Annotated in this window: 15 protein-coding genes; 6 read left to right on the top strand and 9 right to left on the bottom strand. The window is 63.9% G+C overall.

Features of this window, described 5'->3' with window-relative positions:
* Positions 1 to 405 carry a DUF3035 domain-containing protein gene (locus tag ACQKOE_RS11030; protein WP_427512825.1) on the top strand — a complete coding sequence of 135 codons (405 nt, stop codon included), beginning with the start codon at positions 1 to 3 and terminating at the stop codon, positions 403 to 405.
* 192 nt (positions 406 to 597) lie between these two features.
* Here ACQKOE_RS11030 and ACQKOE_RS11025 read toward each other — a convergent pair whose 3' ends face one another.
* On the bottom strand, positions 598 to 1,911 hold the full coding sequence (locus ACQKOE_RS11025; protein WP_427512824.1) for a hemolysin family protein: 1,314 nt from the start codon (positions 1,909 to 1,911) through the stop codon (positions 598 to 600).
* A gap of 168 nt (positions 1,912 to 2,079) precedes the next feature.
* Here ACQKOE_RS11025 and ACQKOE_RS11020 point away from each other — a divergent pair, with 168 nt between their 5' ends.
* Positions 2,080 to 2,772, top strand: coding sequence for an OmpA family protein (locus ACQKOE_RS11020; RefSeq protein WP_427512823.1), 693 nt, complete (start codon positions 2,080 to 2,082; stop codon positions 2,770 to 2,772).
* 53 nt (positions 2,773 to 2,825) lie between these two features.
* Here the strand turns inward: ACQKOE_RS11020 and ACQKOE_RS11015 are convergent, their stop codons facing one another.
* On the bottom strand, positions 2,826 to 3,611 hold the full coding sequence (locus ACQKOE_RS11015) for a 3'(2'),5'-bisphosphate nucleotidase CysQ (RefSeq protein ID WP_374591681.1): 786 nt from the start codon (positions 3,609 to 3,611) through the stop codon (positions 2,826 to 2,828).
* A 151-nt stretch (positions 3,612 to 3,762) separates the two neighbouring features.
* Between ACQKOE_RS11015 and sucC the strand changes: the two genes are divergently transcribed.
* The 3 genes from sucC to ACQKOE_RS11000 all read left to right on the top strand — a co-directional run bounded on the left by sucC (position 3,763) and on the right by ACQKOE_RS11000 (position 6,983).
* On the top strand, positions 3,763 to 4,959 hold the full coding sequence (gene sucC, locus ACQKOE_RS11010) for an ADP-forming succinate--CoA ligase subunit beta (protein ID WP_427512822.1): 1,197 nt from the start codon (positions 3,763 to 3,765) through the stop codon (positions 4,957 to 4,959).
* 236 nt (positions 4,960 to 5,195) lie between these two features.
* Positions 5,196 to 5,948 (top strand): electron transfer flavoprotein subunit beta/FixA family protein, encoded by a 753-nt coding sequence (locus tag ACQKOE_RS11005; protein ID WP_427512821.1) that lies wholly within the window; start codon positions 5,196 to 5,198, stop codon positions 5,946 to 5,948.
* 105 nt (positions 5,949 to 6,053) lie between these two features.
* Positions 6,054 to 6,983, top strand: a complete 930-nt coding sequence (locus ACQKOE_RS11000; RefSeq protein ID WP_427512820.1) for an electron transfer flavoprotein subunit alpha/FixB family protein — start codon at positions 6,054 to 6,056, stop codon at positions 6,981 to 6,983.
* Between the two features lie 84 nt (positions 6,984 to 7,067).
* Here ACQKOE_RS11000 and ACQKOE_RS10995 read toward each other — a convergent pair whose 3' ends face one another.
* Complete coding sequence (locus tag ACQKOE_RS10995; RefSeq protein WP_427512819.1) at positions 7,068 to 7,892, bottom strand: energy transducer TonB; 825 nt, start codon at positions 7,890 to 7,892, stop codon at positions 7,068 to 7,070.
* Positions 7,893 to 8,071: 179 nt separating this feature from the next.
* Between ACQKOE_RS10995 and ACQKOE_RS10990 the strand changes: the two genes are divergently transcribed.
* Positions 8,072 to 8,899: an energy transducer TonB gene (locus ACQKOE_RS10990; protein WP_427512818.1), complete on the top strand. Its 828-nt coding sequence runs from the start codon at positions 8,072 to 8,074 to the stop codon at positions 8,897 to 8,899.
* An 8-nt stretch (positions 8,900 to 8,907) separates the two neighbouring features.
* Here the strand turns inward: ACQKOE_RS10990 and ACQKOE_RS10985 are convergent, their stop codons facing one another.
* The 6 genes from ACQKOE_RS10985 to ACQKOE_RS10960 form a co-directional block, all read right to left on the bottom strand.
* Positions 8,908 to 9,927, bottom strand: a complete 1,020-nt coding sequence (locus ACQKOE_RS10985) for a DUF2804 domain-containing protein (RefSeq protein WP_427512817.1) — start codon at positions 9,925 to 9,927, stop codon at positions 8,908 to 8,910.
* 18 nt (positions 9,928 to 9,945) lie between these two features.
* Positions 9,946 to 10,476 carry a GNAT family N-acetyltransferase gene (locus tag ACQKOE_RS10980; protein WP_427512816.1) on the bottom strand — a complete coding sequence of 177 codons (531 nt, stop codon included), beginning with the start codon at positions 10,474 to 10,476 and terminating at the stop codon, positions 9,946 to 9,948.
* Positions 10,473 to 11,681 carry a DUF445 domain-containing protein gene (locus tag ACQKOE_RS10975; protein ID WP_427512815.1) on the bottom strand — a complete coding sequence of 403 codons (1,209 nt, stop codon included), beginning with the start codon at positions 11,679 to 11,681 and terminating at the stop codon, positions 10,473 to 10,475. Before ACQKOE_RS10975 ends, ACQKOE_RS10980 begins: the two co-directional genes overlap by 4 nt.
* Before the next feature lie 65 nt (positions 11,682 to 11,746).
* Positions 11,747 to 15,190 carry an efflux RND transporter permease subunit gene (locus ACQKOE_RS10970; protein ID WP_427512814.1) on the bottom strand — a complete coding sequence of 1,148 codons (3,444 nt, stop codon included), beginning with the start codon at positions 15,188 to 15,190 and terminating at the stop codon, positions 11,747 to 11,749.
* Positions 15,191 to 15,214: 24 nt separating this feature from the next.
* Positions 15,215 to 16,390: an efflux RND transporter periplasmic adaptor subunit gene (locus tag ACQKOE_RS10965; RefSeq protein WP_427512813.1), complete on the bottom strand. Its 1,176-nt coding sequence runs from the start codon at positions 16,388 to 16,390 to the stop codon at positions 15,215 to 15,217.
* 276 nt (positions 16,391 to 16,666) lie between these two features.
* A complete protein-coding gene (locus ACQKOE_RS10960; RefSeq protein ID WP_374590538.1) occupies positions 16,667 to 16,966 on the bottom strand; it encodes a DUF1153 domain-containing protein in 300 nt (99 codons plus the stop codon).
* Between the last annotated feature and the right edge of the window lie 440 nt (positions 16,967 to 17,406).

Below are 17,406 nucleotides of genomic sequence, written 5' to 3'. Positions count from 1 at the left end.
ATGCGTAAGTCAGCCCTGATCCTCCTTGGCACTTCGGTGCTGCTTTCCGCTTGCGGCGGCGGCGGGCTGTTCAATCGCCAGCGCCCGGACGAATTCGCCGTGCAGCGTCAGGCTCCGCTGGTCGTTCCGCCCGATTTCGCACTGGTTCCCCCGGCTCCCGGCGCTCCGCGCCCCACCGACCAGGGCACTGCCGCCCAGGCGCAGAGCGCGCTGTTCGGCCCGCCCGCTCCGCGGTCCGGGGTCGAAACCTCGGTGAACCAGCTGTCCGGCCAGGCTGCTCCGTCGATCCGCTCGACCGTGGGCGATCCGGCCACCCAGACCGTTGCCAAGGGCGACGCCACCCGCGACATCATCGCCGCTCCCGAAGGCGATGGCCGCGAAGCGCAGACCACGGTCGGCAATTAAGCCTGACTGGCTTTTGGATTGAAAGAGCCCGGGGAAACTCGGGCTTTTTTGATTCACGCAAAGGCGCGAAGGACGCGAAGAGGTTGCGTTCGTTTCGGTCGAGGTGCGCCAGATCCACCTTCGGGATAGAGAGAGCGCTGCGCGCGGTTCAAGCGCGACACCTTCGCGTCCTTTGCGCCTTTGCGCGAAACCTTACTCCGCCACGCCCTCGCTGGCCACGCGGCTGACCAGCAGCTTGTCGATCTTGCGGCCATCCATGTCGACCACTTCAAAGCGCCAGCCTTGTTCATGGAAGTGTTCGCCTTCGTGCGGTAGCTTCTTCATGACGGACAGGGCGTAACCAGCCGCCGTCGCATAGTCGCGGTCTTCGGGCAATTCGATGGTCAGGCGGTCGGCCAGAGCATCGGCGGGGAGCGAACCGGCGACCAGCAGGGTGCCATCCTCGCGCTCCACCACCATCGGCTCGTCGCCTTCGTCCTGGTGGCTGGCGAAATTGCCGACGATCGCGCTGAGCAGGTCGGCGGGCGTGACCACCCCTTCCAGGTGGCCATATTCATCATGAACCAGCGCCATGGCGACATCGGACTGCTGCAGCAGGCGCAGCGCATCCATCGCGTCCAGCTGATCCGGGATCACTTCGGCCTTGCGCATCAGGCGCGCGAGCTGAACCTTGCGGCCCGCAAGCATGGTGGCGAGCAGGTCCTTCACCTTGACCACCCCGACGATATTGTCCGGAGTGCCATCGGCCACGGGCAGCAGCGAGTGCGGGCTGTCCTTGATCGCGGCGCGCACTTCCGCCTCGGAGGCGCGGCGGTCAATCGTGTCGAGCTCGGTCCGGGGCGTCATCAGTTCGCGCACCGGACGGTCGGCCAGGCGCATGATGCCGGTCATGATCTGGCGCTCTTCCTCTTCGATTACGCCGGAACGGGTCGCCTCGGCAAAAACCAGGTGCAGTTCCTCTGCCGTCAGCGACTGCCCGCCCTTGCCGCGCACGCCCAGCACGCGCACCAGGAACGAGGAGGAACGGTCCAGCAGCCAGACGAACGGCGCGGCGATGCGGGCGATCAGCGCCATGGGCCGCGCCGCCAGCATCGCAATCGGTTCGGCCGAGCGCAGCGCGATCTGTTTCGGCACCAGTTCGCCTACGACGAGGCTGAAATAGGTGGTCAGCGCGATCACGATGGCAAAGCCGACTTCCTCGGCCCAGTCAGCCGGCATGCCCAGGGCCACCAGCCGCTCTGCCGTGGGTCCGCCCAGGCTGGCGCCGGAATAGGCACCGGCAATGATCCCGACCAGGGTGATCCCGATCTGCACGGTCGAAAGGAACTTGCCCGGATCGGAAGCCAGCGCCAGCGCGGTGCGGGCGCCCTTGTGCCCCGCCTCCGCCGCAACCTTCAGGCGCGCGGGGCGTGCGGAAACGATGGCCAGTTCCGACATGGCGAAAAGGGCATTCAGCAGGATCAGTCCTGCAATGACGATGACGTCGGTCCACGGATAGGGTGTCACGGTTTGTCCGGTAGCAGGTTTGATCCCAAAGGATAAGAGCCCGCGCGCGAAACGGTTGCCGGCGCGGAACCGCAGCCAAGCTAAACCGTTGACATTGCGCCCTGTCAGGTTCCATTCATATGCGAAAATACAGGGTCGAGAGGACTTCCGTTCAAGCGAAGGGGAATGATGATGAAGACCCGCTGGCTCACTTCCGGTATCGCCGCAGCCGCGCTGCTGACCACCTCGGCCTGTGTGACCGACCCCAATACGGGTGAGAAGAAGATTTCGCGAACTGCCATCGGCGGTCTGGGCGGCGTCGTCGCCGGCGGTCTGCTGGGCGGCCTGATCGGCGGCAAGACCGGGCGCATCATCGGAGCCGGCATCGGCGGCGTCGCTGGCGCTGCGGTCGGCTACCAGATGGACAAGCAGATCAAGGAACTGAAGGAGCAGACCGCCGGTTCCGGCGTCGACGTGACCGAAACCGACAACGGCAGCGCGATCCTGGTCAACCTGCCCGACGGCGTGACCTTTGACATCGGCAGCTCCACGCTCAAGCCGGAATTCCGCGCCACGCTGGACAAGGTCGCACAAAGCCTGATCCAGTATCCCAACAGCCTGGTCGACGTTTACGGCCACACCGACTCGACCGGATCTGATGCCTTCAATCAGACCCTGTCGGAAAGCCGCGCGCGCACCGTGATGAACTACCTCATCTCGCGCGGGGTGCCCGCAGCGCGCCTGCGCAGCCAAGGCTTTGGCGAGACCATGCCGGTGGCAAGCAACGACACGGCGGATGGCCGCGCCAAGAACCGCCGCGTCGAGATCAAGATCGTCCCGGTGACCCAGGACGACGTGGCTGCGGCCCGTTCCGGCCAGTAAGCCAGATCATCGCATCACCGAGGAGGGCTCGCCTGCAAGGGCGGGCCCTTTTGCTATCCGCTTTCCGCCAGTTCCCTGGCCCGTCCCGCCAGCCGGTCCACTGCCGCCTGATGGATCGCGGGAGAGCAGACCAGCACCCCAAAGGCGCGCGGATCGCGCTTGTTGTAACCCAGGGGCTGGCCAAAGGCATCGGTGACTGCGGCACCAGCCTCGCGCGCGATCAGGGCGGCTGCGCCAATGTCCCATTCATAGCCCCAGCGCAGGGTCGCAACCAGATCGGCCTCGTCCGCCGCGACCATGGCGATTCGCAGGGCGATGGAATTGGGCTGGTCGACTGCCGTCAGGTCCGCATCGGTCTTGGGCAAGGCCTGCGCGGGAACGCGCGCACCGGGCAGGCGGTCGCGCTGGCTGGCAGTCAGGCGGTGGCCATTGCGCCAGGATCCCTGTCCCGCCTCGCCATACCAGAACTCTCCGCGCGCCGGGGCATCGAGCATGCCAAGCAGCGGCCGCCCGGAGCTGACAAGGGCGACGGATACCGCCCATCCGGTCCGCCCACGGATGAAGTCGCGCGTGCCATCAATCGGATCGACCAGCCAGATCAGCCCGCCCGCCAGCCGTTCCGGCGCGTCGATGGTTTCTTCCGACAGCCACCCGGCGGAGGGCAGCAGCTGCCCCAGCTCGCGCTTGAGGAATTCGTCCACCGCCAGGTCCGCCGCGCTGACCGGGCTGCCGCCGTGCTTTTCCCAGATCGTCGGCGCATGGCCATGGCCCGGCCACGAACCGAGCGCGATCTGCCCCGCTTCGCGCACGATGGATTCCAGGCGCGCACGGTCGATCAAGAGCGCATTTCCGATACTGTTAAGAATGACTCGCAACTGGCGTTCATATTTCTACCTTGGAAGGGCTTCGAGGCCTTTTCAAGGCCGCTTGCCTGTGCTTAGGGCATCCGCATTCCCGGTGCCAGCACCACCCCCACGGAGCCATTCACCCATGAACATTCACGAGTATCAGGGCAAGGAACTGCTCGCCAAGTTCGGCATTGCCATTCCCAAGGGCATCCCCGCCATGTCCGTTGCCGAAGCCGTCGAAGCGGCCAAGCAGCTTCCCGGACCGCTCTATGTGGTGAAGAGCCAGATCCACGCGGGTGGTCGCGGCAAGGGCACGTTCAAGGAACTCGGCCCCGATGCCAAGGGCGGCGTCCGCCTGGCCAAGAGCCTTGAGGAAGTCGAAGCCCACGCCAAGGACATGCTGGGCAACACCCTGGTGACGATCCAGACCGGCGACGCTGGCAAGCAGGTCAACCGCCTCTACATCACCGACGGCGTCGACATCGGCAAGGAATACTACCTGTCGATGCTGGTCGATCGCGCCACCGGCCGCATCGCCATGATCGCATCCACCGAAGGCGGCATGAGCATCGAGGACGTTGCCCATGAAACCCCGGAAAAGATCACCACGATCACCATCGACCCGGCGGAAGGCTTCATGCCCCACCACGGCCGCGCGCTCGCGTTTGGCCTCAAGCTGAAGGGCGACCTGAACAAGCAGGCCCAGGTCCTCGGCAAGCAGCTCTATGACGCCTTCGTCGCGCTCGACTGCGCGATGATCGAAATCAACCCGCTGGCCGAATCGGATGGCAAGCTGCTGGTGCTCGACACCAAGATGAGCTTCGATTCGAACGCACTCTACCGCCACCCGGACGTGATGGCCCTGCGCGACGAGACGGAGGAAGACCCGGCCGAAGTCGAAGCCAGCGAATACGACCTTGCCTACATCAAGCTGGACGGCAACATCGGCTGCATGGTCAACGGCGCGGGCCTGGCCATGGCGACCATGGACATCATCAAGCTGAACGGCGAATTCCCGGCCAACTTCCTCGACGTCGGTGGCGGCGCTTCAAAGGAAAAGGTCACCGCGGCGTTCAAGATCATCCTCAAGGACCCGGCGGTGAAGGGCATTCTCGTCAACATCTTCGGCGGGATCATGAAGTGCGACATCATCGCTGAAGGCATCGTTGCCGCGGCCAAGGAAGTGAACCTGTCGGTTCCGCTGGTGGTCCGTCTGGAAGGCACCAATGTCGAACTGGGCAAGCAGATCCTGGAAGGCTCCGGCCTGCCGATCGTTTCGGCCAGCGATCTGGGCGATGCTGCCAAGAAGATCGTTGCGGAAGTGCGCAAGGCGGCCTGATCCCCCTTCGCACCAAGCCAGACAATCTTAGCCAAGCAGGGCCGGCTCCGCACCCGCGGGGCCGGCCCTTTACTATTGCGTCCATGATTTCCCGATTCGCCACTTGACCGCATAGGAATGCACGGCAATGGCAGGCGGGGTTACGGCATTTAACCGGTCGTCTAAGGACGGGTTGACGTTTCCGTAAACGTAAAGTAGGCGCAGCTGCGTCATTCAATGGGAAAGGCTTGAACCTCATGAAAGCCCTGGTCTGCGTAAAGCGCGTGATCGACTATAACGTGAAGCCGCGGGTGAAGTCCGACGGCACTGGCGTCGATCTCGCCAATGTTAAGATGAGCATGAACCCCTTCGACGAAATCGCCGTCGAAGAAGCGATCCGCCTGAAGGAAAAGGGCGTGGTTACCGAAATCGTCGCGGTTTCGGTCGGCCCGGCCAAGGCCCAGGAAACGCTGCGCACCGCGCTGGCCATGGGCGCTGACCGCGCCGTGCTGGTCCAGGTTGGCGACAACGAGGAGGTCGAGCCGCTGGCCGTTGCCAAGATCGTCAAGGGCGTGGCCGAGGAAGAAGCCGCTTCGCTCATCATCACCGGCAAGCAGGCGATCGACGACGATTCGAACCAGGTCGGCCAGATGGTCGCCGCGCTGATGGGCCGTCCCCAGGGCACCTTCGCCAACGAAGTCACCGTCGAAGGTGACAGCGTGGTCGTGAAGCGCGAGATCGACGGCGGTCTGGAAACCGTGAAGCTGGCTCTGCCGGCCGTGGTCACCACCGACCTGCGCCTCAACGAGCCGCGCTATGCCTCGCTGCCGAACATCATGAAGGCCAAGTCCAAGCCGCTCGCCACCAAGGCCCCGGCTGACTACGGCGTCGATATCGCGCCGCGCCTCAAGACCCTCAAGGTCAGCGAACCGCCGGTCCGTTCGGCCGGGATCAAGGTGGCCGACGTGGATGCCCTCGTCGCCAAGCTCAAGGAAATGGGCGTAGCCTAAGACCGCTCACCCACCTCCGTTCGTGTCGAGCGAAGTCGAGACACGGGGCGCGAGGCATCTCGACTTCGCTCGATGCGAACGGGATGGGATGGAAGGAATTCGAAGATGAAAACTCTCGTTTGGGTCGAACACGACAACGCATCGGTCAAGGACGCTACCCTGGCCGCTGTCACCGCCGCTTCGCAGCTGGGCGAAGTGCACCTGCTGGTTGCTGGCTCGGGCTGCGGCGCGGTTGCCACGGCTGCGGCGCAGATCGCCGGCGTGGGCAAGGTCCACGTGGCGGACGATGCCGCCTATGCCAACGCCCTGGCTGAAAACGTCGCTCCGCTGATCGCTGGCCTGATGGCCGATCACGACGCTTTCCTGGCGCCTGCCACCACCACCGGCAAGAACATCGCGCCGCGCGTTGCAGCCCTGCTCGACGTGATGCAGATCTCGGACATTCTCTCGGTCGAAGGGCCCAAGACCTTCACCCGTCCGATCTATGCCGGCAACGCGATTGCCACCGTGGAATCGAGCGATGCCAAGCTGGTCATCACCGTGCGCGGCACCGCCTTTGCCAAGGCTGCTCCCACCGGCGGTTCGGGCGCGGTCGAGGCCGTTTCGGGTCCGGGTGCCGCTGGCACCAGCACCTTCGTCGGTTCGGAAATCGCCAAGAGCGAGCGTCCGGAACTGACCAGCGCCAAGATCATCGTCTCGGGTGGCCGCGCGCTGAAGGATTCGGAAACCTTCCAGCAGGTCATCACCCCGCTGGCCGACAAGCTGGGCGCTGCCATCGGCGCCAGCCGCGCGGCGGTCGACGCGGGCTATGTCCCGAACGACTACCAGGTTGGCCAGACCGGCAAGATCGTCGCGCCGGAAGTCTACATCGCGGTCGGCATCTCGGGCGCGATCCAGCACCTGGCTGGCATGAAGGACTCCAAGACCATCGTCGCGATCAACAAGGACGAAGACGCCCCGATCTTCCAGGTCGCGGACATCGGCCTCGTCGCCGACCTGTTCACCGCCGTGCCGGAACTCACCGGCAAGCTGTAAACAGCGCGTTTTGCGAAACACGGAAAAGGCCCTGCTTCGGCGGGGCCTTTTTTGTTGGTGCGCAATACCTGGCCGATTGCTCCGTTACTTCGGGATACTCCAGCGGACGCGGCTGACGTAAAACCCGGCAATGGGCTGTCCTTCAGCGTTCTGGGCGGCGTCGAAGCGCGCGCGTCGAATGGCCAGCTGACAGGTCATTTCATCCAGCTGCGGAACCCCGCTGGACCGTGCGATGGAGCAACGGGTCGGCCTTCCGCTGGAATTCACATCGAGAAGGAAGACCACATTCCCGCCTTTTCCTGCCCTGAGAGCTTGGACAGGATAGTCATTGGTCGTGGCCCAGTATGCCGGATTGCCGAGCGGGCGTGGCGGAACTTTCGCCGCCTTGATTTTGTCGACATCCACGCCCCAGCTTTTCAGCAGATCGGCAAGGCACGAATTCAGCGCTGCGACAGCTTGGCGTGCCCCAGGAAGTTTTATCGAGACAGAATACTGGGAGCCAAGGCTAATTCCCACCACCTGGTTATCGGAGAATTCGGCGATGATATTCGAACCTTCGCCGTACAGGCGCACGAACCTCTCCGACCGGTCCGGAACCTGCGCGGAAAGCGCGTTAAATTTCTCCTCCCGCCCCTGCTCTAACAACCGGAGCGTCACTTGGGTCATTTGCGGAAGCTTCGGGATCGATGCCCCCGCAATGACCATGCCGAATTCCTGCACGCCCGAAGCGCGCGTCATCTGTATCGTCAGCGTCTCCTCGCCGGTGCCAAAGGTACGGGCCAAGCGGCATTCCTCGTCCGCGTAATCCAGCTTCCACGGTCCTTGCGGCGGCAAGACCGGGGCAATGGCGGGTTCAGCAGAGGCTTGAGCAGCTAGGAGTAGAACAGGAAGCCCTAGCCGGTAGCGCATGATGCAATTTCTCCTCGACGACCAAGACACTGCCTCGGCGCGGCTATTTTCGTTGGAAGCTATCCCTAGTTACTATATGTTTCAACATCTTAGTATATGCGTTCACAAGGGGGGTTACAACGATGATGCGGGCGCTCGCTTATTGCTCCTTGGCTCTTTCCCTTGTTTCGCTTCCGGCCATGGCCGCGCCCACGGAGCCGCTTGTTCTGACCCCGACGATCAAATGGGAGATCAATTACGACAAGGAGGCTTGCCACCTTTTCAATAAATTCGGCACCGGGAAGGATGAGGTGACCCTGCGTCTGACGCGATACCAGCCCAGCGCCGGTTTCGATCTCGCGCTTTACGGCCAACGGTTCCAGTCGGACACGCCCTTTGTCCAAACGAATGTAAGCTTCGATCCTAACCCAGCACAGAAAAGCCTCGCCCTGGCTGCAACAGTGGCAAAGAAAATCCCAACGCTGCTATTCATATCGTTGGACCTGACCGGTATTCGCGACCCGGAAAAGAAAACAGTAGTTGCTCCAGCGACGCCCGAACAAGAAAGCAAGGTTACCGGGATCACGTTGAAGGTCCAGCGCAAGCAGCCGATCATTCTCAAGACCGGATCGCTCGCCGCTCCACTCCGTGCAATGCGCAAATGCACAGACGATCTGATCCATTCCTGGGGGTACGATCCCGCCCAATCCGAGCGGCTCCGGACTTCGCCGGAGCCGATCAGCAGTCCCGAAACCTGGATTAGGGATTTCGACTTTCCAGTCAATGCTTTGTTTGACGGACAGAGCGGGGACGTTCAGTTTCGTTTGGATGTCCAGGCGGATGGGTCTGTCGGGGGTTGTCACATCCTCTATCGTACTGATCCCGATCAATTCGCCGACTACACCTGCAAGCTGTTGTCCAAGAGAGCCAAGTTCCTTCCGGCAAGAGACGAAGCGGGAGTACCCGTGCGCTGGTATTTCATCAGCAAAGTCCGTTTTCTAGCTGATCCGCCCACTAGACTGAGGTAGAAACCCGCCTACCAGCGGTTGTGCACTTTCTCCGCAAAGCCCGTCAGGCCGGCGAACTCCAGCACCTCGCCGTCATCGGCAATCGCCTTGCCTGAGAAGCGTCCGAACACCTGGTGCTGCACGGTGCGCAGCAGGCCCAGGTCGACCTTGTCGAAGCGGTCGACGATGGGATCGAAACGCATGTCCAGGCGGCCATCGTTGCTGGTGATCTGCCACGGGGCGGAGTCCGGGCGGCCTTCGGGCATGTGGAACGCCACCTGGTCCAGCTTGTGCGCTCTGCCATCCAGGAACAGCATGTTCTCGCTGGCGGCAGAGGTATCGCCGAAGCCATAGCCCAGGTTGAAGCCAAAGCGGCGCTGGCCGAGCAAGCCGGATGCCGAGGCCCAATACCAAGTGTTGTCATAGGTCCAGACCCCGCGGCCCCAATCGAGCACGGCAAAGGCCGATTCCGGCTCGAACCGGATCGGCCTTCCGGCCAACACCACTTCGCCGCTGGCGGCCATGCAGTTGATCTTCTGGTTGTAGTAGAATGCGCACGGCGCACCGGGGAAGGGCGTGGCGATGACCATGCGGTCCTCGACCGGTTGGGCCAGGCGGATTGTGCCGGACAGGCCCGCGCCATCCCCAAAGCCGGGCGCATCGAACGACAGAAGCCGCGCCCCCGGCTCAAGGCGGAATGAGAGATGAATGTCGCCCTGGCGCTGGTCGATGTCGCCGCTGTCCGCGCTGGCAGGAAGCGCCATCTTGCCGAAGGGAAACGGCCTTACCGCCCCGTGGTTGACGGCGGTTCCGGCCTCAAGGTCCATCCACGACAGGCCCAGGAAACCAAGGTAGCCGTTGTCAGCCAAGGTCAGCGCCAGGGCGTGGCGATCGGTTGTGATGCAGTAGTAGTCCCACTCCTTGATCCGCCACCCGCTGGCGCGGATCGCGCGGCGGTCATAACGGCGAACTTCGGCGCTGGCCCAGCCGCGCTCGATCAGGTGGCCCTGCCCATCCAGCAGGTCGCCTGTGCCCATCCGGTGCTGCATCGTTTCCCCCACCCCGGTTCAGGGCAGCCGTTCGTACAGGATAAGCGGCTGGCCTGTTTCGTTTTCCTGGCGCCCATATGGCACGAAGCCAAGGCGCTGCGCCAGCTGGTCCGAAGCGGTGTGGCCCTGCTCGATCATGCAGGCCACGCGCTGCGGGCCGTGGACCGCATCGAACCAGGCCAGCGCGGCCTCCATTGCCTCGCGGGCAATGCCCTGGCCCCAATGGTCGCGGTGAATGATCCAGCCTGCTTCGGGCACATTGTCCAAGCCCTGGTCCGTGCCGAAGCCCCGGTGGCTGCGGAACACCCCGCAATTGGCCACGATCCTGTCCGCGCCCTTCAGCCGGACCATGAACGTGCCATAGCCCCACAGCGACCACGACCCGGCATTGCGCAGCAGGCGCGCGAAGGCGTCCGTCTCGGTCGGCACGAACTGACCCAGGAATCGCCGGGTTTCCTCGGCAAAGGTAAGGTCGAACAGGTCCGCGAGATCACCGGGCCCGGGCTGCCACAGCTCAAGCCGCGCGGTCGTAAGGACGGGCGCGCTCACAGCAGTTGGTCGATCACGTGGATGAGCACGCCCACCAGCCCCCCCACCAGCGTACCGTTGATGCGGATGAATTGAAGGTCGCGGCCCACGGCGCCCTCGATCCGGTCGGTCACGGTCGCAGCGTCCCAGCGCTTGACCGTTTCGGACACGAGCCGGACGATCTGGTCGCCATAACGCACCGCGATGCCGACAAGGGTGCGGCGGGCAAAACGGTTGATCTGAAGCTGCAGCAGCGGATCATCGCGCAGGTGGCGGCCCAGTTCGGCCAGGGCCTCGCTCATCTGTCCGCTGGTTTCGCCCGCCGGTCGCCGCAGCCGTGCGAGCATGGCCGTGCGCATCCGCTCCCACACGCCCTGCCACCAGGATGAAACAGCGGCATTGCCAATCAGCTCGCGCTTCATCCGCTCCACCTTCTCGCGCAGGTCGGGATCGTGCTGAAGGTCGCGGGCCAGCTGCTCCAGCCCTTCCTCGATCTTGGCGCGCAGCGGGTGGTCGGGATCGACAATCACTTCGGCCAGCAGCTTGTAGAGTCCGTCGATCACCGAATTGGCCAGCCGTTCGTCCAGCCCGGTCCAGCGCAGCACGGCATTGGCGCGGCGGTGGATCAGGTCGCGGACCAGCGGTTCGTTGTCCTCCAGCGTCAGCCCGGCCCAGCGCACCAGCGATTCGATCACCGGCAGGTGGCGCCGGTCAGCGATCATGGTCCCCATCATCTGGCCGATCAGCGGCGCGACTTCCAGCTTCTCGACCTGGCGGAACAGGCCCGCGCGGACCTGTGTGCCGAGCCGTTCGGGATCGAGCGATTCGAGGATCTGGGCGAGCAGCTCGGCCGCTCCGTCACGCAGCCGGGTGCTGCCGCCGCGTGCGGGATCGGCCAGCCAGTCCCCCGCCGAAGCGGCCAGGTTCATGTTCGATAGCCGCCGCGCCACGACTTGCGGCGTCAGGAAATTCTCCCGCAGGAACTGCCCCATGGTTTCGGCAATGCGGTCCTTGTTTTCCGGGATGATCGCCGTGTGCGGGATCGGCAGGCCCAGGGGGTGCCGGAACAAGGCGGTTACCGCGAACCAGTCCGCCAGTCCGCCAACCATGGCCGCCTCGCTGAAGGCCAGGACATAGCCCCATGCCGGGTGCAGGCCCTGGAAGTGCCGCGCGGTCAGGAATACCGCAGCCATCAGGACCAGCAGCCCGGTAGCGAAAATCCGCATGCGCCGCGCCTTGTCAGGCGGCAGGGGCACCGTCACGACACGGTGCCGACGGATGCGCTGGCCCTTCACTCCGCCGGCAATGGCCCATCAGGCGCAGCGCCGCCCTGCGCGCCCTTGCCATCCCGCCCGGGATTGTAGGTGAGGAACACCCGCCGCAAACGCGGCCCGAGCCGGGATTCAAGACCATTGGCCAGGCTGAAGGCGGCCGGAACGATCAGCAGGGTGAGGAGGGTGGAAAGGCTCAGCCCGCCGATCACCACTGTCCCCATGGGCGCACGCCAGGCCGAGTCGCCGCCAATCGAAAGCGCAGTGGGCACCATGCCTGCGGTCATCGCCACGGTGGTCATCACAATCGGCTGCGCGCGCTTGTGTCCTGCCTCAACGATGGCTTCAAAGCGCGAGGCGCCCCGCGCCATCTCTTCAATCGCGAAGTCGATCAGCAGGATCGAGTTCTTCGCCACGATCCCGAACAGCATCAGGATGCCAATGAACACCGGCATCGAGATCGGCTGGCCAAAAATGAACAGCAGCAGCAGACCGCCCAAAGGCGCGAGCAGCAATGACCCCATGTTGACCAGAGGCGAAACGAAGCGGTGGTAAAGCAGCACCAGCACGCCGAAGACGAGCAGGACTGCCGAGCCGAGCGCAATCGCGAAGCTGTTGGTCAGCTCCTCGAAGATTTCATCCTCGCCAAACGGCTTGTTGCTGACCCCCTGGGGCAGGTTGGTCATGATCGGCAGCTTGTTGATCTGCGTCATCACATCGCCCTTGAGCGCACCCGGGGCCAGGTCAGCGCCGACAAAGACGCGGCGTTCCTGGTTGTAGCGGCGGATCGAGACCGGGCCCGAGCCGAAGCTGATGTCAGCCACCCGGGCGAGCGGGACCGAACCGCCTGAGGCGGTCTGGACCGGCAGGTTCTCGATCACGCTGATGTCACGCCGCGCGTCTTCCGACAGGCGCACGCGGATCGGGATCTGGCGGTCGGAGAGCGAGAACTTTGCCGCGTTCTGATCGATGTCGCCAATCGTGGCGATACGGATCGTCTGGCTGAGCGAGGCCGTCGTCACGCCCAGGCTGGCAGCCAGTTCCTGACGCGGGGTGATGATCAGTTCGGGACGGCGCGTATCGGCTGCAATGCGCGGCGCAACGACACCGGGCAGGCCCTTCATCTGCTCGACCAGTTCGGTTGCGGCCTTTTCCAGCAGGACGGAATCCGCACCGGTCAACATGACCGAAATCGGACGGCCAATTCCGCCCGGGCCCACCTGGTTGGATTGCTGGAAGGTAATGCGCGCATCGGGAATGCTTTGCAGGATCGGCGTCAATTCACGCTCAAACTCCTGACTGGACTTTTCCCGGTCCTCCTTGAGCGAGATGAACAAGCGCCCATTGCCTTCGCGCACGCGCTGTTGGATGCGGTCAACTTCGGGCCGCTTGGCAACGATGGCGGCGACCGAATCGGCCACGGCGTCGGTCTGTTCGAGCGTGGTTCCGGGCACCATTTCGATAGCGATCTGGCTGGTGTCCTGGTTGACCTCGGGGAACAGCTGAGCCGGGATCGTAGCGAACAGGATTCCGGAAATGATCAGCGAAACCAGGCCGACACCGATCATCCAGATGCGGTGATCGAACATGCGTGCCCAGAAGCGGCGGACCCAGAACAACGACCAGCCGAAGAAACCCCGGTCATCCGGTGCAGAAGTGAAGCGGGCAATCAAAGCGCCGACCAGGGCCGTGACCGAGCAACCAAGCACGAAACTGATCGGCAGGCCGAACAGGAGGCCGAACGTCACCAGCAGCGGGTTGGGGCCCTTGGCGATTTCGCCTTCAGCAGGCGGCGGGCTGCCGAAGAGAATGAAATAGAAGGTCACCGCTGCCAGGACGAAGCCCAGCGCCATATAGGCGGGGTGCCCGGGCACGCGCGCGAGCAGCGCCCGGCGCGCCTTGGCCTTGCTGTCGTCCAGCGACCAGTGCAGCACCCGCAGATAGCGGTCCATCCACGGGCCGCTGCCATGTTCTGCCGCGCCGTGCGCTTTCAGGAAATAGGCGGCGATCATCGGCGTGATCATGCGGGCGACGGCAAGGCTCATCAGCACCGAAACGACCACGGTCCAGCCAAAGTTCTTGAAGAACTGGCCCGGAATACCCGGCATCAAGCCAACCGGCAGGAACACGGCCACGATCGAGAAAGTGGTCGCAACCACGGCCAGGCCGATTTCATCCGCCGCGTCGATCGCGGCCTGGTATGCGCTTTTTCCCATGCGCATGTGCCTGACGATGTTCTCGACCTCCACGATGGCGTCGTCGACCAGGACGCCGGCCACTAGGCCCAGCGCCAGCAGCGACATCTGGTTGAGCGTGAAGCCCATCATCGAGATGAACCAGAAAGCGGGAATGGCCGAGAGCGGGATCGCAATTGCCGAGATGATCGTGGCGCGCCAATCCCGCAGGAAGAAGAACACCACGATGACCGCCAGGATCGCGCCTTCGACCATGGCCGCAATCGAGCTTTCGTACTGCGCCTTCACATAGTCGACCGAGGTGAACAGGCGGTTGAACTTGATCCCCGGGGTCTGCTTTTCGAGCTGCTCCAGCTTCGCGACTGCGCCGTCATAGACCGACACGTCGGATTCGCCGCGCGCGCGCGCGACTGAGAAGGTGACGACCGGTTTGCCGTCGGTCTTGCCGATGGAAGTCACTTCACCGAAGCTGTCCGAAACCTTCGCCACTTCGGCCAACTTGACCAGGCGGCCACCGCCCAGCGGAATGTCGATCTGCGACAACTGATAGGCATCGGGCGCATTGCCCAGCACGCGGACTGATTGCCGGGAACCCGCGATTTCGGAGCGCCCGCCCGCGGCATTCACGTTGAACTGGCGCAGTGCGCCGTTGATCTGGCTTGCCGTCACGCCCAGCGACTGCATCTTGGCCGGGTCCAGGACCACCAGGATCTCGCGCTGGACCCCGCCCGCGCGCTCCACAGTGGCCATGCCAGGCACGCCAAGCAGGCGCTTGGTCACCGTGTCGTCCACGAACCACGACAACTGCTCAATGGTCATGTCGTCAGCCGAGACGGAGAAATAGCCGATGGGATCGGACGAAGTCTCGATCTTGAAGACCTGCGGCTCCAGAATGCCATCGGGCAGGCTGGCGCGCGACTGGTCAACGGCGTTCTTCACGTCGTTGAGCGCTTCGATGATGTTCGTGCCGATCTGAAATTCGACAATGGTTTCAGAACCGCCTTCGCGCGCGGTGGAACTGATCGTCTGCACGCCGCGGATGGAGCGGACCGAAGCTTCGATCTTCTGGGTAATCTGGTTTTCGACTTCGGCCGGAGCGGCACCCGGCTGATTGATGACCACGACCACGCCGGGGAATTCGATGTCCGGGTCGTTCTGGACCTTCATCTGCGAGAAGGACACCATGCCCGCCAGCATCAAGCCGATGAACAGGACAATGGGCACAACCGGGTTGCGGATGCACCAGGCCGAAATGTTGTTGAAGTTCATGTTCTCGCTCCGGCCCGCCGACTATCAGCCGCGCGGCGAGACGGGCTTGATCGTCTCACCAGGTTGCAGGAAGCCGCCGGCCCGGAGGACGACGCGTTCGGTTCCGGACAGGCCTTCTGCCACGATGATCCCTTGCGGGGTGACACGGCCCTGTTTCACGGGGCGACGCTGGACCTTGTTGTCGGCACCGACGACGTAGACATAGCTGCCCTGGGTATCCGAAAGAATGGCCGATTCCGGCAGGACCGGGGCGACCATCGTGCCGGACTTGATCGTGACCGAGGCAAAGCCGCCCGGACGCAGTTCCGGCGCATAGGCCAGCGCGATCCGCGCGGTGCCCTGGCGCGAAGCCGGATCGATCACCGGGGCGATCTGCCAGACCTGTCCGGTAAATGCCTTCTGCGTGCCGACCGGCACGACTTCGGCGGAAACGCCGGGGCTGATCACCGCCAGGTCGGTTTCACCCAGCTGCGCCTTCAATTCCATTTCGCCGCCCTTGGCCAGGCGGAACAGCACGCCCGAACCGCCGCTGACGACCTGCCCCGGCTCAATCCGGCGCTCCAGCACCAGGCCCGCAGCGGGTGCGACGATGTTGAGACGGCGCATCTGTGCGCCGAGCACGCCGGCCTGGGCGCTGGCGACGCGCACCTGGGCAAGCTGGGCATCGCGGGTCGCGCGCAGACGATCAACGTCGGCCTTCGACACGAAACCCTTGTCGACCAGCTTCAGCGCGCGCTGGTAATTCGCTTCGGCCAGATCGGCATTGGCACGGGCGACCTGGATCTGGGCCGACTGGCTCGCGGCCTGCTGCACCTGGACCGACCGGTCGATCACGGCCAGGACCTGGCCCGCACCAACCCATTGGCCCGGTTCGACGAGTACGGAAACGACCTGCCCGCCCTCGCCCGCAACGCCCACCGGCATTTCGCGGCGCGCAGCCAGGGTTCCGGTTGCACTGATCGTGCCTTCGACCGTGGTCCGGCCCGGCACGACGACCGTCACCGTCGGGGCCTGTTCCTTCTTGGCATCGGCGCCCTCGGCGGCATTGCCGCTGCGATTGACGAAGTAGGCGATCACGACGATGGCGATGAGAACGCCCAGCGCCATCAGAATGAGATTGCGGCGCGAACGGCGGTCTTCCTCTCCGCCTTCCAGCAGGGGATTGCCGTTTTCGACTTCGATTCCAGTCTCGTAATTCATCACCGCTTCGCCTTCGCCCCCGGATCGGCAGCATGCAGACGCCTGGAGTTGGGCGCGCATCCGGTCCACTGTATTACTATCATAGGTCACCAGCTGCAAGCCTGTGCTTTGCGGGCCGGAACACAGCTTGCCTTAGGCTCGTTGCGATGCGGGGGCAATCACGCGGTCGGCAGACGGCAAAGCTGCTTCGGCCAAATGCATGAAGCGCAAATGCGCAGCAGCCGGAGCAGGCCCTGTGGCCCACCCCGGCTGCTTGCCGTACCCGGTACTGCCGGTTCAGTACTTGAGCTGGCGCTCGTACAGGTCGCGGTAGTGCTGGATGCGGGTAACCCGCAGCCCCTGCATGCCCGAACGGTCGACAGCGCGCTGCCAGGAAGCGAACTCTTCCAGGGTCAGGCTATAGCGTTCGCACACTTCGTCGATGGTCAGCAGGCCCCCGTTCACGGCAGCCACCACTTCGGCCTTGCGGCGCACGACCCAACGCGTCGTGTTGGGAGAAGGCAGCGATTCAATGGTCAGCGGCTCGCCAAGCGGGCCAATCACCATCGCAGGTCGGATCTTCTGGTTCTCGATCATGGTAATCCTCGACCACCGGTCTTGATTGCTCCGGCGGTGCCATCCTGATTGGCCGTGGCACCTTTGCCATCTGCTAAATCAGTTCGGTTAACGCCGCTGGAGGGATTGGTGCGACCCTTGCTCTGCCACAGATCAAAGCCGCCGACCGGAGCCAGTTCCGCTTGCTGCAAAAGCTGCCCCGCTGCCGCGTGTGCCGCGGTCAGTCGGGCGTGCAGCTCTGCCCAGACAGGAGCACCGTAAGGTGCCCGTTGCCTGCCCGGGGAAACCCGGTCGCGGAGGCTGGCCATAAGGTCATCGGCTAAGTCCATGGCCAGGGTAATAGCCGGACAAGGTCAAGAACCAGTAAAGGCGCTGTTTACTTCGTGTTGATCTTGCTTACCGAAGTTATTCCCCCTCCCTAGGTCTTTTTTGCCATGCAGCGCGCGGCAGTGTATGGGCCG

Origin of the sequence: Novosphingobium sp. NPDC080210 (genome assembly GCF_050281025.1) — a bacterium.
Taxonomy (GTDB): domain Bacteria; phylum Pseudomonadota; class Alphaproteobacteria; order Sphingomonadales; family Sphingomonadaceae; genus Novosphingobium.
Note: the sequence above shows the minus strand (reverse complement) of the source record. Positions and strands in the feature narration are given on the sequence as shown.

What these genes read in the sequence shown, in the direction of transcription:
- ACQKOE_RS11030 (WP_427512825.1), top strand. Translation starts at nt 1, where the DNA reads ATGCGTAAGTCAGCCCTGATCCTCCTTGGCACTTCGGTGCTGCTTTCC.
- ACQKOE_RS11020 (WP_427512823.1), top strand. Translation starts at nt 2,080, where the DNA reads ATGATGAAGACCCGCTGGCTCACTTCCGGTATCGCCGCAGCCGCGCTG.
- sucC (WP_427512822.1), top strand. Translation starts at nt 3,763, where the DNA reads ATGAACATTCACGAGTATCAGGGCAAGGAACTGCTCGCCAAGTTCGGC.
- ACQKOE_RS11005 (WP_427512821.1), top strand. Translation starts at nt 5,196, where the DNA reads ATGAAAGCCCTGGTCTGCGTAAAGCGCGTGATCGACTATAACGTGAAG.
- ACQKOE_RS11000 (WP_427512820.1), top strand. Translation starts at nt 6,054, where the DNA reads ATGAAAACTCTCGTTTGGGTCGAACACGACAACGCATCGGTCAAGGAC.
- ACQKOE_RS10995 (WP_427512819.1), bottom strand. Translation starts at nt 7,892, where the DNA reads ATGCGCTACCGGCTAGGGCTTCCTGTTCTACTCCTAGCTGCTCAAGCC.
- ACQKOE_RS10990 (WP_427512818.1), top strand. Translation starts at nt 8,072, where the DNA reads ATGGCCGCGCCCACGGAGCCGCTTGTTCTGACCCCGACGATCAAATGG.
- ACQKOE_RS10985 (WP_427512817.1), bottom strand. Translation starts at nt 9,927, where the DNA reads ATGCAGCACCGGATGGGCACAGGCGACCTGCTGGATGGGCAGGGCCAC.
- ACQKOE_RS10975 (WP_427512815.1), bottom strand. Translation starts at nt 11,681, where the DNA reads ATGCGGATTTTCGCTACCGGGCTGCTGGTCCTGATGGCTGCGGTATTC.
- ACQKOE_RS10970 (WP_427512814.1), bottom strand. Translation starts at nt 15,190, where the DNA reads ATGAACTTCAACAACATTTCGGCCTGGTGCATCCGCAACCCGGTTGTG.
- ACQKOE_RS10965 (WP_427512813.1), bottom strand. Translation starts at nt 16,390, where the DNA reads ATGAATTACGAGACTGGAATCGAAGTCGAAAACGGCAATCCCCTGCTG.
- ACQKOE_RS10960 (WP_374590538.1), bottom strand. Translation starts at nt 16,966, where the DNA reads ATGATCGAGAACCAGAAGATCCGACCTGCGATGGTGATTGGCCCGCTT.